Below are 19,143 nucleotides of genomic sequence, written 5' to 3' on the forward strand. Positions count from 1 at the left end.
GGGCGCGTCCTACCACTTGCGACAGCCTAATTCTCACCTTTATACTCCAGTTTCGATTCACTGTTCGGAAAGATCATGTTTCATATCGTTTTACATCAGCCTCAGATTGCGCCAAATACTGGAAATATCATCCGCCTAGCCGCTAATACAGGCTGCAGCCTACACCTGATTGAACCATTTGGTTTCGATTTTGAGGAAAAGAAGCTGCGCCGGGCAGGACTTGACTATCATGACCTCGCAAACGTAAAACGATATCCAGACTATGCCAGCTTTCTCGCAGCGGTAAAACCTGAGAGGGTTTTTGCCTGCACCACTAAAGGTAGCAGACCGCACACTGAAATTGATTATAAGCCCGGAGATGCTCTGGTATTTGGATCAGAGACATCAGGTCTGCCGGATAACGTGATGAATACTTTTAGTCCGGAGATGCGTCTGAGGGTGCCAATGCGTGCGGGAAGCCGGAGCCTAAATCTTGCTAACTCAGTGGCCATAGTATCCTACGAAGCATGGCGTCAGAATGGCTTCGATGGTGGCAGCTGACCTGAACGCGTAAAGAAAAAAAGCTGGCGGTTTGCCAGCTTTTAAAACATATACGGAATGAACGAACCATATTATGTTCCTGCTCGTCCTGTCGCCTTCATCAGGTTATCTGACACATGACAAAGCTGGTCGACGGCATGAAGCAGTGCTTTCACCTGCTCACTACTCGCCTCTGCTTTTTCATTTATTCTGTTGACGTTTACGTTCATTTCTTCGACCACTGAACTCTGTTGCGTTGCAGCACTGGCAACTTCAAGATTCATCTCGTTGACCTTGCTGATTGAGCTGTTACTGGTGTTCAACAAATCACTTGACTGCTTGGCAATATTAATGGTTTTATCACCCAACTCACAGCTCTGTTGCATTGTATCAACAGCATCCTTGGTTACGCCATCGAACTGAGAGATCATGGTTTCAATTTCAGAGGTGGAATCATGAGTACGTTTGGCAAGGTTTCTCACCTCATCTGCAACAACAGCAAAGCCTCGTCCCTGATCACCAGCCCTTGCAGCCTCAATTGCGGCGTTAAGTGCCAGTAAATTAGTCTGTTCAGCAATGCCTTTTATGACGTCAAGCACAGTGGTAATGTTATGACTGTTCTCTTCCAGCTTCCCAAGCGCATGACTGCTTTGTGTCAGGCTGTCTACCAAAAGCTCAATCTGCTTCACCACATCGTCATTAAGTTTCAAACTCTCATTGGCCTGAGACAGGACGTTTTCGGTGGTATCGTGTGTGCTATTTGCGTTTTCAGCTATCTGCGTGGCTGAAGACGCAAGCTCGTCGGTTGACGTTACCACTTGCATTATTTCGCGGCTTTGCGAGTCAACGATAGATTGAACCTCTTTGCTCACTTCGCTCAATGAGCCAGAGCTCTCAACCACTTCGTCGGCGATACCAGCCAGCATCTTGTTGATGCTTTGCCGCGTCTTCTCAGTATTTTCCTGCAAATTCCCCAGCATACCCGGTAAGTTGACCTTACATGGTACACTGAAATCACCGTTTGCCATGATAGCTAAAGACTGAAAGACCTTGTCGAGTGACTTGACCAAGAAACTTATAATTCTGCTGGACAAGAACAGCGCGAAAGAAATAGATATGACAGTAGCAACAATCACTATGTATTCGAGCCGTGTCGCTTGATGTTCGATACTGATAACAGCGGCCTCTGTCATTTTTTCAATGGTGAAATATAAATCCTCACCAACTTCGCTATCTTTGCAGCCTCTTTATCCGTCACTTCGCCCAATGTATCAGCGTTTTTCAAATCACCGTTCTCAAGGTAACCGAACACTTCGTACACATGCTTTTGCCAGTTTTTGTGTTGTTCTTTGAGAATGGCGAGCTCTCCGGCAGCCTTCTTGAAGGCCTCGGCCTCAAAGCCTGTCGCATGCTCCGCACCACCGGCAATTAACTCTGATACCTTGGTAAAGTCATCTTTCACAACCTTTTCCAATTTATCAAACTTCTCTTTGCGTTCCTGATACTTATCAGGATGGTTTTCAATGTAGTTGCGAAAAGCCTCGTTGTAGACCACTTGCTGTTTAAATGTATGTTCACTGGCACTATATAGCGCTGCCAATACTGGCATGTCTCTGTGCGCTACGCCTGCAAGATGCTCTTCTGTCGAAGCCAGTTGAACAAACACTAAAAGGGCAACAGCAGCCTGTATACCGCAAACAAATGCGATAAACCAACGCAGTCTCTGCTTAAGCGTCATCTGACTAAACATGAAACCTCCAAAAAAGGAACTTTGTTAGCCACATCAAACCAATTCTTTGGATGAGGCTGAAATATTTGATCGTCGTCAATCAAAGCGTAGCAAACAAGTCCGATTTTTTTACATTTGTTTCATATTTAAGGTGAAAATTATCACCATATCGTCAGATTTACGGCTTGTGCAGAGGGATAATTAAAGTCACCGTTAAGCCACCATTGTGCTTATTCTGCGCATAACAACGTCCATTGTGTTGACGAATTGCGTTATCAGTAATGGCCAGCCCAAGACCAGTTCCACCAGTTTTTCGGTTGCGAGAGCTGGACACGCGGTAAAAAGGGCGAAATATCTCGTTTATTTCTTCTTCAGGAACACCCGCGCCATCGTCTGATACCTCAATGACCAGTTCCCCGTTCGCAGTCCGGAACCTAATATCTATTCGATGTTCAGCGTATCGAATGGCGTTTCTCACCACATTTTCGAGCGCACTGCAGAGTAGCGGACCAAAAGCCTCAACTTCACTATCCGGCATGACGGAAACCTCGGCCTTTTTCCCACTTTGTCCGGCCTCAAACTTCGCATCATCAAGCATTTCTCCCCAAAGCTCTTGCGGGGAAAAAATACTGTGAGAGACATGGCTATCGATCTGCATTCTTGAAAGGCTCAATAGATCAGAGATCATGCTCTCAAGTCTCTCTGCTTCCATATCTATTCGCTTCAGTTCTGCACTCTCTCCTTGCTTGCGGATAGCGACCGCATTGGCCATCCTCAATCGCGTCAAAGGAGAGCGTAATTCATGCGAAATGTCAGACAGTAAACGCTGCTGACTACTCATCATGCCATTGATGGCCTTCACCATGTGATTGAAACTCGCGCCAGCTTCACGAAACTCCTGTGTCCCTTTCTCTAACTCCGGTGCCCCGTCAAAGTGTCCATCAGCGACTCTCTTTGCTGCTTTTTGGAAACGTCTGGCAGGTCGGCTAAGCGCCCAGGCCAGTGAAATAAGCAGAGGGGTACTGATTGCCATCGCTACCAGCAAAAACTGAAACGGGCTGTCGAGAATATTAACAATAAAGTGCTCTGGCGCGATCCCACCTCTACCTATGTAGAGCCAGACAGGGTCGTCCTTATTTTGAGATGGCACAACATAAGGGCCAGCCAGTATCCACGAGCCATACTTTCGTTGTAACGGGCTGTCAGGGTTGTCAGATAAGGTGAGAAAGTTTCTTATCGCCCGACGTATGGGTCCTCTGGGTAGTTTGCCAGAGATAACATCGCCCTCTGGAGTGACAAAAAATAAATGCCGCCTGTCTTTTCCCTGAAAGCGGGTGAATAACATCAGGCGATCCCTTGTCAGTTCAGCGCCGGGGGCATCCAGACGATAAGCAGCCAGAGAGGCAAGCTTGGTTCCTTCATTAGTGATACTGCGTGACGCTTGCTGGGCAATTCTCGGGTCATTATGCTGAGCGAAAATGACCGCAACCAGAACGAGAAACAATGTGAACCAAAAAATGGTGAAGATGCTACCGTATAGGCTTCTGAAAAGCGGGAACCGCATACGTTATTCCTCCACCAGCAGATAGCCTTTTCCCCTCAGGGTTTTTATTCTGGCTCTGCCACCGGAGAGATTGGGTAACTTTTTACGGATGTTAGAAATATGCATATCAATCGCGCGATCAAACGGTGCCAAACGCTTACCCAGCACTTCTTCGCTCAGACGTGTTTTTGGTACAACCTGACCTGCATTTCTGACCATACAGATTAACATTTCTGTCTCTGTTCCAGTGAGTGGCACCAGGTTGTCATTGCAATACACTTCCAGGCGTCGGGGGTAGATCACCAGATCCTGATAGTGCATGACATCCTGTTCGGCATTGCTCTCATCTTGGTTCTCATTTCCTTTGCTGGTACGGCGCAAGATAGCCCGGATCCTTGCCAACAGTTCACGGTCGCTGAATGGTTTGGGCAAATAATCATCAGCCCCCATTTCAAGCCCCATCACTCTGTCGATCTCCTCGCCTTTGGCTGTCAGCATCAACACGGGTGTTTCCCTCTGCTCCCTGAGTCGCCTCAACGTCTCCATACCATTGAGAACAGGCATCATGACATCCAGTAACACCAGATCTATCTCATCATTTATCCGCTCAAGTCCCTCAAGTCCATTACTTGCTGTCAACACAGTAAAGCCCTCAAGCTCCAGCAGCTCAGACAGCAGAGAGGTTAGCTCTGTATCATCATCAATTAACAACAGATTTGGCATGTCAGTTCCATATGTCCTTTTTCCTTACAGCCAGTATCTTGCAATCTTTTCTGAATTACCACGGCGTGAGAGTGACTTTACTTGTGTTTACACTCTTTTACCTGCCGCAAACAGCGTTTTACTCTCCAGTCGTTAGAGTGGGTACCGTTCAACACAACATTCGAACAGGAGAGACACGATGAAAATGGCAAAACGAATATTAACTATGCTGGCAGCAACCTCATTACTTGCAGCCTCAGGTACAGCACTTGCTTACGGTGATAAACATCATGGAGGGAAACATCAGGGCAACAAGGAATTTAAACGTCTGCTGCGTGGTGTCGACTTAAATGACGAGCAGAAAGAACAAATCAGAGCCCTCCGTACGGAACAAAAAACGGCGATAAAAGCGGAGAGAAAAGAAAATCGACAGTCAAATATAACGCGCCAGGCGCAAGTTCAGCAGCTTATCCTCGCTGACACTCTTGATGAACAGGCGGTGCGCCTTTTGGCTGAGGAGATGGTAAACAATCAGGTCGAGCGCCGGGTGAAAATGCTGACAGCTCAACACAAAATGCTCTCTGTGCTCACCCCAGAGCAAAAAGAAACCGTCGCTGAAAATATTAAGAAATTACAAAAGCGCAAAGCTGAGCGTTTAGAGCGTCACAATAATAACTAAATAACATTACCTTCCTTGCTGTGTTAACTCTCTGCCCGGGCAAAGATTTTGTCTGGGCAGATACTTTTTTGAGTTGATTAAAGAGTGAGCTAAGCGCACTATACGGGCACTTTTCTCTCACTCTCATCGATAATATGTCCAACACATATTCCCGTCTCGTGCAGTCTGCCGCCTGGGCAGCAACCTTAGTCGCAACCTTGTTGATGGTTGCCAAGCTTTTCACCTGGTGGCACACAGAAGCGGTCAGCCTGCTGGCATCGCTGGTTGACTCCCTAATGGATATCCTTGCCTCAGTCACCAACCTCATTGTTGTTCGTTATGCACTTCAACCTGCTGACGATAATCATAGATTCGGGCATGGTAAGGCTGAGTCGCTGGCAGCGCTGGCCCAGTCTGCATTCATCATCGGCTCAGCACTTTTCTTAATGCTTAACGGCATCGAACGTCTTTTCAGGCCCAGCCCACTGAACGAACCTGAGCTTGGTATCGTTATATCAATCATCGCGACGTTGCTCACCGCATGTTTGGTTTTATTCCAACGATGGGTGGTGAAAAAAACAGGCAGTCAGGCAATTGCTGCAGATTCCCTTCACTATCAAACGGATCTTTTGATGAATATCGCCATCATTATTGCGTTGGCGCTGTCTTGGTACGGGATCTCGCAGGCCGATGCGCTCTTTGCCATCGCGATCGCGCTGGTGATCTCAGTGAGTGCCGGCAAGATGGCATTTGATGCAGTCCAATCGCTTTTGGATCATGAACTTCCTGATAATGAAAAACTTACCATCATGGAAATAGCCGGAGGAACAGACGGAGTGGAAGGCGTTCATGATCTGAGGACACGTCAATCAGGGCCAACGAAGTTTATTCAACTTCACCTTGAATTGGATCGAGCTCTCAAACTTTCCGATGCTCATCAGATCAGTGACGAGGTAGAGTCTGCGCTGTTATCCGCTTTCACAGATGCTGACATTATTATTCATCAGGATCCTGTTACCATTGAGGCAAAAGTCTGAATACCTAGACTCACTAGCAGTTAATTCTATTCATGAAGTGAGGTTTTCTGATTTTTATCAATAAAATAGCTTAATAAATTTGTAATAGGCTTTCATAAGTAAGAAAGTTACAGTTTCAAAGCAACTGCCGTCGATATAAAATTGGCACATATTGTTTTGCATAGACAGCCATCAGCCTGTCCCGGCATTGCACGAATATGGATTTGACGTTCAATTCCCAAACTCAGAGGGTAACCATGGTTAGTAAAATTGGTGTTTTGACCAGTGGCGGCGACGCCCCGGGTATGAATGCTGCGATCCGCGGAGTGGTTCGAGCCGCACTCAGCGAAGGCCTTGAAGTCTACGGCATTTATGATGGCTACTTGGGTCTGCATCAAAACCGCATCGAAAAGCTGAATCGCAACAGTGTTTCCGACATTATTAACAAAGGCGGCACTTTCTTGGGCTCTGCTCGCTTTCCTGAATTTAAAGATGAGAAAGTTCGCCAGCAAGCAATCAGTAACATGAAAATGCATGGCATTGAGGCATTGGTCGTTATTGGTGGTGATGGCTCATACATGGGCGCTAAAAAGCTGACCGAGATGGGATTCCCATGTGTAGGTTTGCCCGGCACCATTGATAACGATGTAGCGGGGACCGACTATACTATTGGCTATCTGACTGCGTTGAATACCGTTATTGACGCTATCGACCGCCTGCGTGATACCTCATCATCGCATCAACGCATCTCAATCGTTGAAGTCATGGGTCGTCACTGCGGCGATCTGACCCTGATGTCTGCGATTGCTGGCGGCTGTGAATATATTGTCACTCCTGAAACGGGCCTTGATAAAGAAGCCTTGTTAGCCAAGATCAAAGAAGGCATCTACAAGGGTAAGAAGCACGCGATCATCGCTCTGACCGAGTTGATGACAGATGCTAATGAACTGGCCAAATACATCGAGCAGGAAACCGGCCGTGAGACCCGTGCTACTATTCTCGGCCATATTCAACGTGGTGGTCAGCCTACTGCATTCGACCGCATCCTCGCATCGAGAATGGGCGCTTATGCCGTTGAGCTTCTGCTTGGTGGTCATGGTGGTCGTTGTGTTGGTATTCAGCGTGAAGAGCTGGTTCACCACGACATTATCGACGCTATCGAGAACATGAAACGTCCATTGCGTAAAGACCTCTATGAGGTAGCGGATAAGCTGTTCTGATAAGATGTTATTCAAGAAACGGAGCCACGCGCTCCGTTTTTTTATTCCCATTCACTTTCAATTGGCTAATCACACACAGCACAGATGAGTGCATTTGTCAGTGTTATATACCGTCACCGCCAGTGAAGAGCTGCGTGCCATTGAATTCCTGATCCATTTCAAGAGACGGTTTATCTGTAGAGGGTTTGCCGACTACCTTGGCTGGCACACCAGCCACTGTTGTATGGGGTGGAACCGCTTCAAGAACGACGGAGCCTGAACCAATTTTAGCGCCCTCGCCTACTTCGATATTCCCGAGAATCTTAGCGCCCGCTCCTACCATAACACCCGTTCGGATCTTAGGATGACGATCGCCAGATTCTTTGCCCGTCCCGCCGAGCGTGACATCCTGCAAGATGGAAACATCGTCATCGATTACCGCTGTTTCACCAACAACGATACCTGTTGCATGGTCAAACATGATGCCACGACCAATTTTAGCGGCAGGGTGAACATCAACCTGACAGGCAACAGAGATCTGATTTTGCAGGTAAACAGCAAGTTCACGGCGTCCCTGAAACCAAAGCCAGTTAGCCACCCTGAATCCTTGCAGCGCATGATAGCCCTTCAGATACAGTAAAGGGGTTGAGTAGAGTTCTACTGCCGGGTCGCGCTGAACAGTGGCACAGATATCACAGGCAGCAGCGTCAACCACTTTCTTGTCTTTGCTATAAACTTCTTCGACGATCTCGCGGACAGCCATGGCTGGCATAGTTGGCGTAGCCAGCTTATTCGCCAGAATATAACTTAACGCTGAGTTGAGTGAATCATGCTTAATGATGGTGGAATGGAAAAAGCTGGCCAGCATTGGTTCGCGTTCAGATTGCTCTTTGGCTTCACTTTTGATGGCTTCCCAGACTTTTTGTCGTTCACATTTCTTCATGGGCTTTGTATCAGACTCCGCTGTTTTCTTTTCACTCTAGACTGGATTGGGTCAGTTTTCTGAACCAGTGACAAGATTTTCCTTATCTATTACGAGCAGACAACTGCCTGCGATGACATGAGTGTTAACCCCAGATGTTATCTTTCTGAACCTCGCTGCAGAATACAGCTTTCGGTGTTAATTCGACCCAGTCTGATCCCATTAACGGTCAACCTTTAATATCAAAAGACATCGCATTATACCAGACAGCTGGAGAGTCAGTGAGTGCTCTCTCAACGCAAAGCGGGGATAGCTACCAAAGGGCTTGTAATCTAACAAGTAAAGGGAACCGAGTGAGGCGCAGATATTAGGGTAAATCAATAAGACAGCGTGAGAAAACTGCCATCTTATTTAGCAAGAGATTGGTTTCAGCAAGAGAGTGGCCGTCTGCTAAAAAAATAACGCGAGAGTCACCGCGTTATTTTTATGTTTGGTTGAGTCAACGTTCACGACTCAGAGGTTTTTGCTCGCGCTAATAGGTCCTGCGCAGCCAATCTGGCATCTTTGCCCTCGTACAGAACGGCATAAAGCTGCTCAACGATCGGCATTTCAACACCTGCACGCTTTGACAATGCCCAGACTTCGCGGGTATTGCGGTAACCTTCAACGACCTGACCGATATCGTGCTGTGCTTGCTGGACATCTTTGCCACTGCCGAGTGCAAGGCCAAAACGCCTGTTACGGGATTGGTTGTCAGTACAGGTCAACACCAGATCACCTAACCCAGCCATTCCCATAAAGGTCTCACGCTCTGCACCCAAAGCGACACCGAGACGTGTCATTTCAGCAAGACCACGGGTGATCAGTGCCGTTCTGGCATTCGCACCAAAGCCAATACCATCTGACATCCCCGCACCGATGGCGATAACGTTTTTCACCGCTCCGCCAAGTTGCATGCCAACAAAGTCACTGTTGCCATAGACTCTCAGCGTCCGGCTACAATGTACTTTCTCTTGTAAGTCAGCAAGAAACAGAGGATCTGTAGAGGCGACCGAAATTGCCGTTGGCATCCCAGCAGCCAGTTCTTTGGCAAACGTCGGACCCGACAACACAGCCAGTGAGATGTCGTCACCCAGAATATCTCTGGCGACATCCTGCAGCAATCTACCCGTCTCAGGTTCAAGCCCCTTGGTGGCCCAGCAGATACGGGTATCTTTGCTGACGAAAGGCTTCACTTTTTCTAGCACTTCTGCAAAGACATGACTCGGTACAACGATGAGTAAATCCCGACTCGCAGAAACTGCTTGTTCGAGATCAGCGCATACCAATAAGGAATCAGGAAATGGATTACCCGGTAAAAATGCCTCGTTGGCTCTGTCGGTTTCCAACGTCGCCATATGAACAGGGTTATGTCCCCAGAGCGCGACATTCTGACCGTTTCTTGCAAGTGAAATAGCTAGCGAGGTGCCGTACGAGCCAGCACCTAGCACAGACATTGCCACTTGTTCAGTGTTCGTTGTCTTCATGAGAAATTACTGGACGTCAATTACGCCTCAGTTTCTTCGTCCTTCATTTGGCTCTGCAGGTAGTTCATGAAAAGTGCGTCAAAGTTAACAGGGGCAAGGTTCAGCTGAGGGAAAGTACCTTTAACGACAGTGCTTGAGATAGTTTCACGCGCATATGGGAAAAGAATGTTCGGGCAGAATGCACCCAAGCAGTGCGCCAGCTGTGGTGCGTCCATACCTTCAACACTGAAGATACCGCCCTGTTGGAGTTCACATAGGAATGCGTTCTCTTCACCATTTTTAACTGTTACTGTCAGACGAAGAACCACTTCGTAGACATTTTCGGCCAACTCACGGCTCTGCGTATCCAGATCCAGATTCACATCTGGGTTCCACTCGTTTTGGAATACTTCTGGAGAGTTTGGCGCTTCGAAAGACAGGTCTTTCAGGAATATACGCTGGATAGAGAAATTCTGTTCCGCTTGCGGGTTTGCTGTTTCAGCCATTTTAGGAATCCTTTTAGATTATTGCTTATAAAAAATAGTGACACCCGATCCAGGGTATTTAACTTTACTATTAGCGTGTTACTTCTTTTTCTTCTTGCGAACAAGCGGCAGGTTAGCCTCGTTCCAGGAAATCAAACCGTCTTTAAGAATATTCACTTTCTCAAAGCCTGCTTTCACCAGCAGATTGGCATATTCAGGAGTTGTCTGACCTGATTTACACACCAGTACAATGGGGTTTTGCTTGAATTTTTCAAGTTCGCCAAAGTTACTTGCTTTGATCTCTGACGGTAAAATGTGAAGTGAGCCCGTAATATGTCCGGTTTTAAAATCGTCCTTCGCGCGGATATCGAGGAAGGCACCATTTTCATGGTTAACCAAAGCAGTCGCCTGATTTGGACTCAATACCGTGTAAGCGGCAGATTTTTGCTTGATGATCGTGGCCATCAGGGCAACGAACAAGCCAACCCAGACCAATGCCAGGATCATATTGTTAGATACAAATTCAATAAATGGCTGCATAGTTCACTTCTACATATTGTCGACGAATAAAAAATCGTTCCGAGTATAACCCGCCCCCCTGCGATGTACACCCCGGAGGTGTAAATTCCATATCATGCTCACTGTGAGCCAGTACCAACAAACGGCACCGGGCTTGCGCTTGCTTACGCCACACTTCCCACTCACTGAATTAAGCTGATTTTCGCGGAGACACGTAAAGAAAAATAATGAAAAACATATTTAATAGATAGGGACAAGGTATGAAATTTAGTTCCAATTTTGCCTACTGTTAAAGCAACAAAGTGTAGTAAAGTTACGTCATTAAATATGTTTCCGCATTGATAAATAAATAGAGGACACCACATGTCTGCCAAAAAGCCACTGGCTCTTGTAATTCTGGATGGCTGGGGTCACCGCGAGGATAGCGCCGACAATGCCGTTTCCAACGCACACACTCCGGTTCTTGATTCCCTGATCAAAAACAACAGTACTCTGATTTCAGCATCAGGTATGGATGTTGGCCTGCCTGATGGTCAGATGGGTAACTCCGAGGTTGGACACGTCAATATCGGTGCGGGCCGTATTGTCTATCAGGACCTCACCCGAATCACCAAGTCCATTGCTGACAGCGAATTTTTCCATAATCCAGCACTTACTGCTGCCATGGACAAAGCCATAAACAGTGGCAAAGCTGTTCACATAATGGGCCTGATGTCCCCGGGTGGCGTTCACAGCCATGAAGATCATATTGCAGCAGCCGTAGACATGGCGGCACAGCGCGGAGCAGAGCAGATTTATCTTCACTGCTTCCTCGATGGACGAGATACTCCACCTCGCAGTGCTGAAGCGTCACTTGAGCGATTTGATGCTCAATTCGCCAAGCTGGGCAAAGGTCGTATCGCGTCTTTAGTTGGTCGTTACTACGCTATGGACCGCGATAACAACTGGGATCGCGTTGAACAGGCTTACGATCTGCTGACAGAAGCAAAAGGCGAGTTCAAAGCATCCTCCGCAGTCGATGGCCTGAAAGCAGCCTACGAGCGTGACGAAAACGATGAGTTTGTAAAAGCTACCGAAATCCGTGCTGAAGGCGAAACTGTTGCCAGCATTGACGATGGCGATGTTGTTATTTTTATGAACTTCCGCGCTGACCGTGCTCGTCAGATCACGCGTGCCTTCCAACCAGAATTTGACGGATTTAATCGTCACAAGGTTGCTGATCTTGCTGACTTTGTCATGCTGACAGAATATGCCGCTGACATTAAAACCACCTGTGCTTTCCCATCTGAGAGCCTCAGCAATACGCTGGGCGAATGGCTTTCAAAAGAAGGAAAAACTCAGTTGCGTATTTCGGAAACTGAAAAATACGCACACGTTACTTTCTTCTTCAACGGCGGCGTGGAATCTGTCTTTGAAGGTGAAGAGCGCGCACTGGTGGCATCTCCGAAAGTAGCCACTTACGATCTGCAACCGGAAATGAGCTCAGAAGAGTTGACCGATAAACTGGTGGACGCCATTAAGAGCGGTAAGTTTGATACCATCATTTGCAACTATCCAAACTGCGACATGGTTGGTCATACGGGTGTGTATGATGCTGCTGTGAAAGCTGTCGAAATGATGGATGTGTGCATTTCTCGGGTTGTTGACGCTATTCGTGAAGTTGACGGACAGCTGCTGGTTACTGCAGACCACGGCAATGCTGAAATGATGATCGACCCCAACACTGGTGGCGTTCATACCGCTCACACCAATCTGCCAGTACCCTTGATTTATGTTGGTAACAAGGATTTGGAACTGGCCGATGATGGCAAACTGTCTGACCTTGCGCCTACAATGCTATCCCTGATTGATGTTGAAAAGCCGCAAGAGATGACTGGTAAGGTGCTGTTCAATCTGAAATAATCTTTCCTATGAGGGAAGAGTATTTTCGCAAAAAGAGTCGTCAATACGCCAGTGTCCTATACACTGGCGTTTTGTTATGTGCATGTTTTACATCACCAGTTAACGCTGATCAGGACCAGCTGTCCGGCGTAAAAAGTGAAATATCTCGTCAGGAAAAACAACTATCTGCCAATCAACGCCAACTCACCACGCTAAATTCCAGCTTGAAAAAGCAGGAAGAGACAATTGGTCGTCTTGCACGACAAATAAGACAGCTTTCAGGCACAATCACTAGCCTGCAAACACAAATATCTTCTCTGAAAAAAGAACAAAGAGTGTTACAACAGCAGAAAATTGGCCAGACAGAGATGCTGAAAGAGCTGCTTAATACCTACTATCGTCAGGGACAACAGAGCCAGTTACAAATACTGCTCAGTGGAGAGGGCAGTTCAGAGCAGGATAGGATGACAGTTTATGCTGAGTCTCTGGCTAAAGCGCGACAGAAAGCCATAGATGACCTGACGGAGACTAATCGCCTGTTGGCGGAAAAAAAAGCGAGGATCGAGCGCCAGCAAACTGAGCTGGAACAGCAGCGTACTCAACTCCGTCAGAATGCCAAGCAAATTGAACGTGAGCAGTCAGCCAAAAAGAAGACCGTCTCGTCGATTCAGCAGCGGATACGCAGCGATAACACCTACCTCTCTGAGCTGAAGAACAATCAACAGCGACTGGAAAAAGAGATTAAAGTCGCCGCTGAGCGTGTCCTGGTGAGAATGGATGGCCTGTCACCGTACAAAGGGAGATTGCGCTGGCCAGTCAGAGGCAGGGTGCAGCACACCTTTGGCAGTGAACAAAGCTCAGAGTTACGCTGGAAAGGTATGGTGATTGGCGCTAAGGCTGGAACTGAAGTCAATGCCACACATGATGGTACGGTTGTTTTATCAAACTGGCTGCGTGGTTACGGTCTCATGGTTGTCATAGACCATGGACATGGCGACATGAGTTTCTACGGTTACAATCAGGCGCTGCTGAAACAGGTTGGCGACAAGGTAAAAACGGGAGAGCCCGTCGCATTGGTGGGCAACAGTGGAGGTCAAAAGTCTGATGGCCTTTATTTTGAGATCCGACGCAAGGGTAAACCGATTAACCCACAAAGCTGGCTGGTCAGATAAAAAATTCACTGTGAAACCCAAAAAAACCCGCCATGGCGGGTTTTTTGCAATAGGTTCGTTCAGATACAGGTTTGTTCAAAAATAGGTTCGTTCAAATAACGAAGAGGCGAACCTATCAATTATTATTGCGTCCAGTCGAGAATCACCTTGCCTGACATTCCGGAACGCATCACATCAAAGCCTTGCTGAAACTCATCGACGGAATAGTGATGGGTGATCAATGGTGTCAGGTCGAGTCCCGACTGAATCAGACTGGCCATCTTGTACCAGGTTTCAAACATCTCTCGACCATAGATACCTTTAATCACCAGCCCTTTGAAAATGACCTGGTTCCAATCAATACCCATATTGGATGGTGGAATACCCAGCAAAGCAAGTTTGCCACCATGATTCATACTCGCCAACATGGTATTGAACGCAGCAGGAACACCAGACATTTCAAGGCCAACATCAAAGCCCTCGGTCATCCCAAGATCTTCCATCACTTCTTCAAGCTTGGTACTTGCGACGTTAACCGCTCGGGTCACCCCCATTTTACGGGCTAAATCCAGTCGATATTCGTTAATATCGGTGATCACCACGTGACGTGCCCCGACATGCTTGGCGACCGCTGCAGCCATTATGCCTATCGGACCCGCACCAGTAATGAGTACATCCTCACCCACGAGGTCGAAAGACAGCGCGGTGTGTACTGCATTGCCGAATGGGTCAAAAATTGACGCCAGATCATCAGATATTTCATCAGGGATCTTAAAAGCATTAAACGCAGGGATCACCAGATATTCAGCAAATGCTCCCTCTCGGTTAACCCCCACTCCTGTGGTATTCCGACAAAGGTGCGTGCGGCCACCACGGCAATTTCGGCAATGACCGCATGTAATATGCCCTTCACCAGATACGCGGTCACCAACAGAAAATCCGCGTACTTCTTGTCCCACTGCGACCACTTCACCCACATACTCATGGCCGACAACCATAGGAACCGGAATCGTTTTCTGAGACCATTCGTCCCAATTGTAGATATGAACGTCTGTTCCACAGATCGCTGTTTTTCGGATTTTGATCAACAGGTCATTGTGACCCAGTTCGGGCGTTTCAACCTCGGTCATCCATATGCCGGGTTCCGCTTTGAGTTTCGCCAACGCTCTCATTGAGTTTTCCATCAACACGCCTACCCTATAATCGCCATTTCACGACCTACTTTAATGAAAGCATCAATGGCTTTATCAAGTTGTTCACGACTGTGAGCGGCTGACATCTGAGTACGGATTCGAGCCTGACCTTTTGGAACAACTGGGAACGAGAAGCCAACGACATAAATGCCTTCATCCATCATGCGTTCAGAAAATTCTGCCGCTACCTTCGCATCTCCCAGCATCACTGGAATGATAGCGTGATCGGCTCCGGCGAGAGTAAAGCCAGCCTCTGTCATTCGACTGCGGAAATGCTCAGCATTCGCCCACAGCGAGTCGCGCAGATCACCGCTTTCAGCGAGAAGATCGAGAACACGCAGAGACGCAGCCACGATTGCGGGAGCCAGTGAGTTGGAAAAAAGATATGGTCGAGAGCGTTGACGCAGCCAATCAATGACTTCCCGCTTACCAGAGGTATATCCGCCAGATGCACCTCCCATGGCCTTGCCCAACGTGCCTGTTATAAGGTCAACACGGCTCATGACATCGTGATACTCATGAGTACCTCGACCATTGTCTCCCATAAAACCCACAGCATGAGAGTCATCGACCATAACCAGTGCCCCAAACTCTTCAGCCAGGTCACAAATGGCTGGTAGATTCGCCACAACACCATCCATGGAAAAGACACCGTCTGTCACTATCAGGGTGTTTCGCACACCCGCCGCTTTAGCGTCGATCAGACATTGGCGAAGTTCATCTATATTGTTGTTTGCATAACGGAAGCGCTTTGCCTTACAAAGACGTACGCCATCGATAATAGAAGCATGGTTTAGCGCATCTGAAATGATTGCATCTTCTGCTCCCAGAATGGTCTCAAAAAGACCAGCATTGGCATCAAAACAGGAACTGTAAAGAATGGTATCTTCCATACCAAGAAAGGCCGACAGTTTTTGCTCCAGCACCTTGTGCGCATCCTGAGTGCCGCAAATAAAGCGGACTGATGCCATACCAAAACCCTGCTCATCCATACCTTTTTGCGCTGCTTCAATTAACGCTGGGTGATTAGCAAGGCCAAGATAGTTGTTGGCACAAAAGTTCAAAACCTCTTTACCTGAACTGACAGAGATATTGGCTTGCTGTGCGGAGGTGATCTCCCGCTCGTGTTTGTAAAGGCCTTCAGCTTTGACTTCTTCAATTTGCTGACGAATTTGCTGGTAAAAAGCAGCGGTCATGTCCTACTCCCTCGCCCCCGCGGGCGCTGAAAAGAATACTAATCCGTCTGATACCACAGACGGAATGATAGGAATCTTTTGATAAAAGTGACTACGACAAGCAGACATATCTGGTTTTTATCTATGTCTGCAGATTGTCGTAGTATTCCGGGGCTAGATAGTAGTTTTCTGTTCTTATCTGAGTCCAGATAAGAAGTGGATCTTATTGCAGTGGATCACGCTTCATTGTTGATCCATTTGCGCCTTGTAATGTTCAATCAAATCCAAGACGACCTGCTTACCCAATGGCGTGGTCATTGGTGAAACGATACCCAGTATTTTTATCACACCTAAATAGATGACTGCCTTGGTAATATGGGTAGCGGGTGCATGAACGCTCTGGTAGAAAATCCAACTCGATGCAACCAGTTTGAGAGTGTCGCCAAGCTCCTCAATATCGTTGTCATCAAGCAACAAGAAACCCGTATCTCTGAACTCCTGCATCATTCTCACCAAGTCACCCTGCAACGTTTTTTGTGCTACGAGGTACTTCTCCTGCAGAACTGCATCGCGGCGAAGTATGTCAGGCAGATTGGCGTAAAAAAAGCGGTAGCGCCACATAAGCTGAAACGCTGCATCAAGATAGCTTAATAGCTTATTTTGATCAGCGCCGACACCGGGCTCTGGCAAAAAGGCCGTCGCCAGATCGATAGCGTATTGATCAAAAATACAGTGTATAATCTCTTCCTTATTACGGAAGTGGTAGTAGAGGTTGCCGGGGCTTATTCCCAAATCTGCAGCAATGTGGTTAGTGGTGACGTTGGGTTCACCTTGCTCGTTGAATAATGCCAGTGCTGAATGAATGATACGTTCACGGGTCTTCATGGTATTGGTGTAGTCCTCTCTCCCTGACCGGATTCGGAATAGTAACACAGTAATAACACTCTGCGTGGGCGAGTGTTCTCATTGTCTGATAATAGGTGAAAGTATGATTATAGTAACTGGTGGCGCTGGCATGATTGGCAGTAATCTGGTTAAAGCACTCAACGAACAAGGCCACAACGACATTTTGGTTGTCGACAATTTGAAAGACGGAACCAAGTTTGTGAACCTAGTTGATCTTGATATCACCGATTATATGGATAAAGAGGACTTCATTGCGCAAATCATGGCTGGCGATGATTTCGGTCCTGTCGAAGCCATCTTCCACCAAGGTGCCTGCTCTGCAACTACCGAGTGGGACGGCAAATATATGATGCTCAATAATTATGAGTATTCTAAAGAGTTGCTGCACTACTGCCTTGAACGTGAGATTCCATTCCTATACGCCTCATCAGCTGCTACTTATGGCGGTCGCGACCGAGATTTTATCGAAGAACGTGAGTATGAAGGCGCGCTGAACGTATACGGATACTCGAAACAGCAATTTGACAACTATGTCCGTCGCTTGTGGCAGGACGCAGATGCACATGGTGAAACCTTGTCTCAAATCACAGGTTTCCGCTACTTCAATGTATACGGCCCGCGTGAACAACACAAAGGCAGCATGGCGTCAGTCGCGTTCCACTTGCACACCCAGATTAGCGAAGGGAAAAGCGCAAAGCTGTTTGAGGGTAGCGATAGCTTCAAACGCGATTTTGTTTATGTCGGTGACGTGTGCAAGATGAATATCTGGTTCTGGCAGAATAATCAGTCTGGTATTTTCAACTGCGGCACAGGTCGGGCGGAACCGTTTCAGGCTGTTGCAGACGCGGTATTGAAACACCATGGTAAAGGTAGTGTTGAAGTCATCCCCTTCCCAGAACACCTAAAAGGCCGTTATCAGACGTTTACCGAGGCAGATCTGACCAAGGTCCGCGCAGCTGGTTACAATGAAACATTCAAAACCGTTGCCGAAGGCGTTGCTGAATATATGGCGGTGCTTAATAAGTGATGCATAACTGGCGCGGGCTGCCAACTCAGCCCGCGCCTTTCATATTGGGCGACGCACTGATCAGACATTATGAGTAAAACAACACCCTCTGCCTACTCCCCTCAATTTGAGTGGGCTTTTTTACACCCTAAATATTGGGGAAGCTGGCTAGGTATCGCGCTGGCTGCAATTATGGCGTTCATTCCTTTTAGGGCACGTGATACCTTCGCAGCTTTTCTGGCAAAAAGATTGGTCAAACTCAATAACAGTGCGAAAAAACGGGCTGTCATTAACCTCAAGCACTGTTTTCCAGAAAAAAGCGACGAAGAAAGATTTCGAATTCTAGAACAAAGCTATGTTTACGCAGGTTGCATTTTGTTTGGTTTCGCCACGATTCTGGTGCGAAGCAAGGCTTATCTGGCCCAACGGACAGTCTTCAAAAACGATCATATCCTGACTGACCTGGTTGAAAAGGGCGAGAAAATCATTTTGCTTGTCCCTCATACCTGGTCTATCGATTATCCAGCGGTGCAGTTGGCATCCCGTGGTCTACCGATAGTAGGGCTGGTAAAAAGGCAGTCTAATCCGCTCAATGATTGGTTGATGAACGCCCAGCGACTGAAATACGGTGGCTGTATTCACGAGAGGTCGACAGGAATAAAACCCTTTCTAAAGTCGATCCGCGAGGGCTTTTTAGGTTACTATTTGCCCGATCAGGATCATGGGCCGGACAACAGTGTTTTCGTGCCTTTTTTGGGCGCCGAAAAAGCAACCCTGGCCGGGCTGGGGAAATTATCCAGACTGGGCAAAGCGAAAGTCGTCCCCCTGATGTCAGCCTACAACCGCGAAACAGGTAACTTTGAGGTGATCGTCAAACCACCACTGGAGAACTTTCCAACGGGTGATGACAAACAAGACGCAAAGATTATGAATGCGTGCCTAGAGGACTTCATTAAGTCTGATCCTGCACAATATATGTGGATTATCAACTTGTTACGAACCCGACCTGATGGCAGTGAGCTTTACTAGCAGGA

19 protein-coding genes are annotated in these 19,143 nt (G+C 47.5%); 8 read left to right on the plus strand and 11 right to left on the minus strand.

Annotation, left to right across the window (positions count from 1 at the left end):
- The first annotated feature begins 75 nt into the window (after positions 1–75).
- Entirely contained in the window at positions 76–540 is a 465-nt protein-coding gene (locus A8L45_RS13055) for a tRNA (cytidine(34)-2'-O)-methyltransferase (protein ID WP_068902967.1), read from the plus strand.
- Positions 541–611: 71 nt separating this feature from the next.
- Here the strand turns inward: A8L45_RS13055 and A8L45_RS13060 are convergent, their stop codons facing one another.
- From A8L45_RS13060 to A8L45_RS13070, 4 genes are all read right to left on the minus strand, one after another.
- The gene (locus A8L45_RS13060) at positions 612–1,712 is read right to left on the minus strand and encodes a methyl-accepting chemotaxis protein (RefSeq protein ID WP_083228332.1); all 1,101 of its coding nucleotides are present in this window, start codon (positions 1,710–1,712) and stop codon (positions 612–614) included.
- Positions 1,709–2,269, minus strand: coding sequence for a Tar ligand binding domain-containing protein (locus A8L45_RS23850; protein ID WP_083228333.1), 561 nt, complete (start codon positions 2,267–2,269; stop codon positions 1,709–1,711). The genes A8L45_RS13060 and A8L45_RS23850 overlap by 4 nt, the downstream gene beginning before the upstream one ends.
- Positions 2,270–2,426: 157 nt before the next feature.
- Complete coding sequence (gene cpxA / locus A8L45_RS13065) at positions 2,427–3,812, minus strand: envelope stress sensor histidine kinase CpxA (RefSeq protein ID WP_068902969.1); 1,386 nt, start codon at positions 3,810–3,812, stop codon at positions 2,427–2,429.
- Positions 3,813–3,815: 3 nt separating this feature from the next.
- Positions 3,816–4,514: a response regulator gene (locus tag A8L45_RS13070; protein WP_068902971.1), complete on the minus strand. Its 699-nt coding sequence runs from the start codon at positions 4,512–4,514 to the stop codon at positions 3,816–3,818.
- 178 nt (positions 4,515–4,692) lie between these two features.
- On the opposite strand from A8L45_RS13070, the gene A8L45_RS13075 reads away from it, so the two are divergent.
- From A8L45_RS13075 to pfkA, 3 genes are all read left to right on the plus strand, one after another.
- Complete coding sequence (locus tag A8L45_RS13075; protein ID WP_068902973.1) at positions 4,693–5,172, plus strand: Spy/CpxP family protein refolding chaperone; 480 nt, start codon at positions 4,693–4,695, stop codon at positions 5,170–5,172.
- Between the two features lie 134 nt (positions 5,173–5,306).
- Complete coding sequence (gene fieF / locus A8L45_RS13080; RefSeq protein ID WP_068902975.1) at positions 5,307–6,188, plus strand: CDF family cation-efflux transporter FieF; 882 nt, start codon at positions 5,307–5,309, stop codon at positions 6,186–6,188.
- 236 nt (positions 6,189–6,424) lie between these two features.
- Complete coding sequence (gene pfkA, locus A8L45_RS13085) at positions 6,425–7,387, plus strand: 6-phosphofructokinase (RefSeq protein ID WP_068902977.1); 963 nt, start codon at positions 6,425–6,427, stop codon at positions 7,385–7,387.
- A gap of 103 nt (positions 7,388–7,490) precedes the next feature.
- On the opposite strand, the gene cysE is transcribed toward pfkA, so the two are convergent.
- The 4 genes from cysE to A8L45_RS13105 all read right to left on the minus strand — a co-directional run bounded on the left by cysE (position 7,491) and on the right by A8L45_RS13105 (position 10,818).
- Positions 7,491–8,309, minus strand: coding sequence for a serine O-acetyltransferase (cysE, locus tag A8L45_RS13090; protein WP_068902979.1), 819 nt, complete (start codon positions 8,307–8,309; stop codon positions 7,491–7,493).
- A 485-nt stretch (positions 8,310–8,794) separates the two neighbouring features.
- Positions 8,795–9,814, minus strand: a complete 1,020-nt coding sequence (gpsA, locus tag A8L45_RS13095) for an NAD(P)H-dependent glycerol-3-phosphate dehydrogenase (protein WP_068902981.1) — start codon at positions 9,812–9,814, stop codon at positions 8,795–8,797.
- 20 nt (positions 9,815–9,834) lie between these two features.
- The gene (secB, locus tag A8L45_RS13100; RefSeq protein WP_068902983.1) at positions 9,835–10,299 is read right to left on the minus strand and encodes a protein-export chaperone SecB; all 465 of its coding nucleotides are present in this window, start codon (positions 10,297–10,299) and stop codon (positions 9,835–9,837) included.
- 78 nt (positions 10,300–10,377) lie between these two features.
- Positions 10,378–10,818: a rhodanese-like domain-containing protein gene (locus A8L45_RS13105; RefSeq protein ID WP_068902985.1), complete on the minus strand. Its 441-nt coding sequence runs from the start codon at positions 10,816–10,818 to the stop codon at positions 10,378–10,380.
- Between the two features lie 342 nt (positions 10,819–11,160).
- Here A8L45_RS13105 and gpmM point away from each other — a divergent pair, with 342 nt between their 5' ends.
- Both gpmM and A8L45_RS13115 read left to right on the plus strand, forming a co-directional pair.
- Positions 11,161–12,699: a 2,3-bisphosphoglycerate-independent phosphoglycerate mutase gene (gpmM, locus tag A8L45_RS13110; protein WP_068902987.1), complete on the plus strand. Its 1,539-nt coding sequence runs from the start codon at positions 11,161–11,163 to the stop codon at positions 12,697–12,699.
- A gap of 8 nt (positions 12,700–12,707) precedes the next feature.
- Positions 12,708–13,850, plus strand: a complete 1,143-nt coding sequence (locus tag A8L45_RS13115) for a peptidoglycan DD-metalloendopeptidase family protein (protein ID WP_068902989.1) — start codon at positions 12,708–12,710, stop codon at positions 13,848–13,850.
- Between the two features lie 122 nt (positions 13,851–13,972).
- Here the strand turns inward: A8L45_RS13115 and tdh are convergent, their stop codons facing one another.
- From tdh to A8L45_RS13130, 3 genes are all read right to left on the minus strand, one after another.
- A complete protein-coding gene (tdh, locus tag A8L45_RS13120) occupies positions 13,973–15,013 on the minus strand; it encodes an L-threonine 3-dehydrogenase (protein ID WP_068902991.1) in 1,041 nt (346 codons plus the stop codon).
- Positions 15,014–15,021: 8 nt separating this feature from the next.
- Entirely contained in the window at positions 15,022–16,218 is a 1,197-nt protein-coding gene (locus A8L45_RS13125; RefSeq protein ID WP_068902993.1) for a glycine C-acetyltransferase, read from the minus strand.
- Positions 16,219–16,440: 222 nt separating this feature from the next.
- The gene (locus A8L45_RS13130; protein WP_068902996.1) at positions 16,441–17,082 is read right to left on the minus strand and encodes a TetR/AcrR family transcriptional regulator; all 642 of its coding nucleotides are present in this window, start codon (positions 17,080–17,082) and stop codon (positions 16,441–16,443) included.
- Positions 17,083–17,185: 103 nt separating this feature from the next.
- Between A8L45_RS13130 and rfaD the strand changes: the two genes are divergently transcribed.
- A complete protein-coding gene (gene rfaD, locus A8L45_RS13135) occupies positions 17,186–18,130 on the plus strand; it encodes an ADP-glyceromanno-heptose 6-epimerase (protein ID WP_068902998.1) in 945 nt (314 codons plus the stop codon).
- A 69-nt stretch (positions 18,131–18,199) separates the two neighbouring features.
- Positions 18,200–19,138: a lauroyl-Kdo(2)-lipid IV(A) myristoyltransferase gene (gene lpxM / locus A8L45_RS13140; protein ID WP_068903000.1), complete on the plus strand. Its 939-nt coding sequence runs from the start codon at positions 18,200–18,202 to the stop codon at positions 19,136–19,138.
- The last annotated feature ends 5 nt before the right edge of the window (positions 19,139–19,143 follow it).

It is taken from the genome of Veronia pacifica (genome assembly GCF_001707825.1).
Taxonomy (GTDB): domain Bacteria; phylum Pseudomonadota; class Gammaproteobacteria; order Enterobacterales; family Vibrionaceae; genus Veronia; species Veronia pacifica.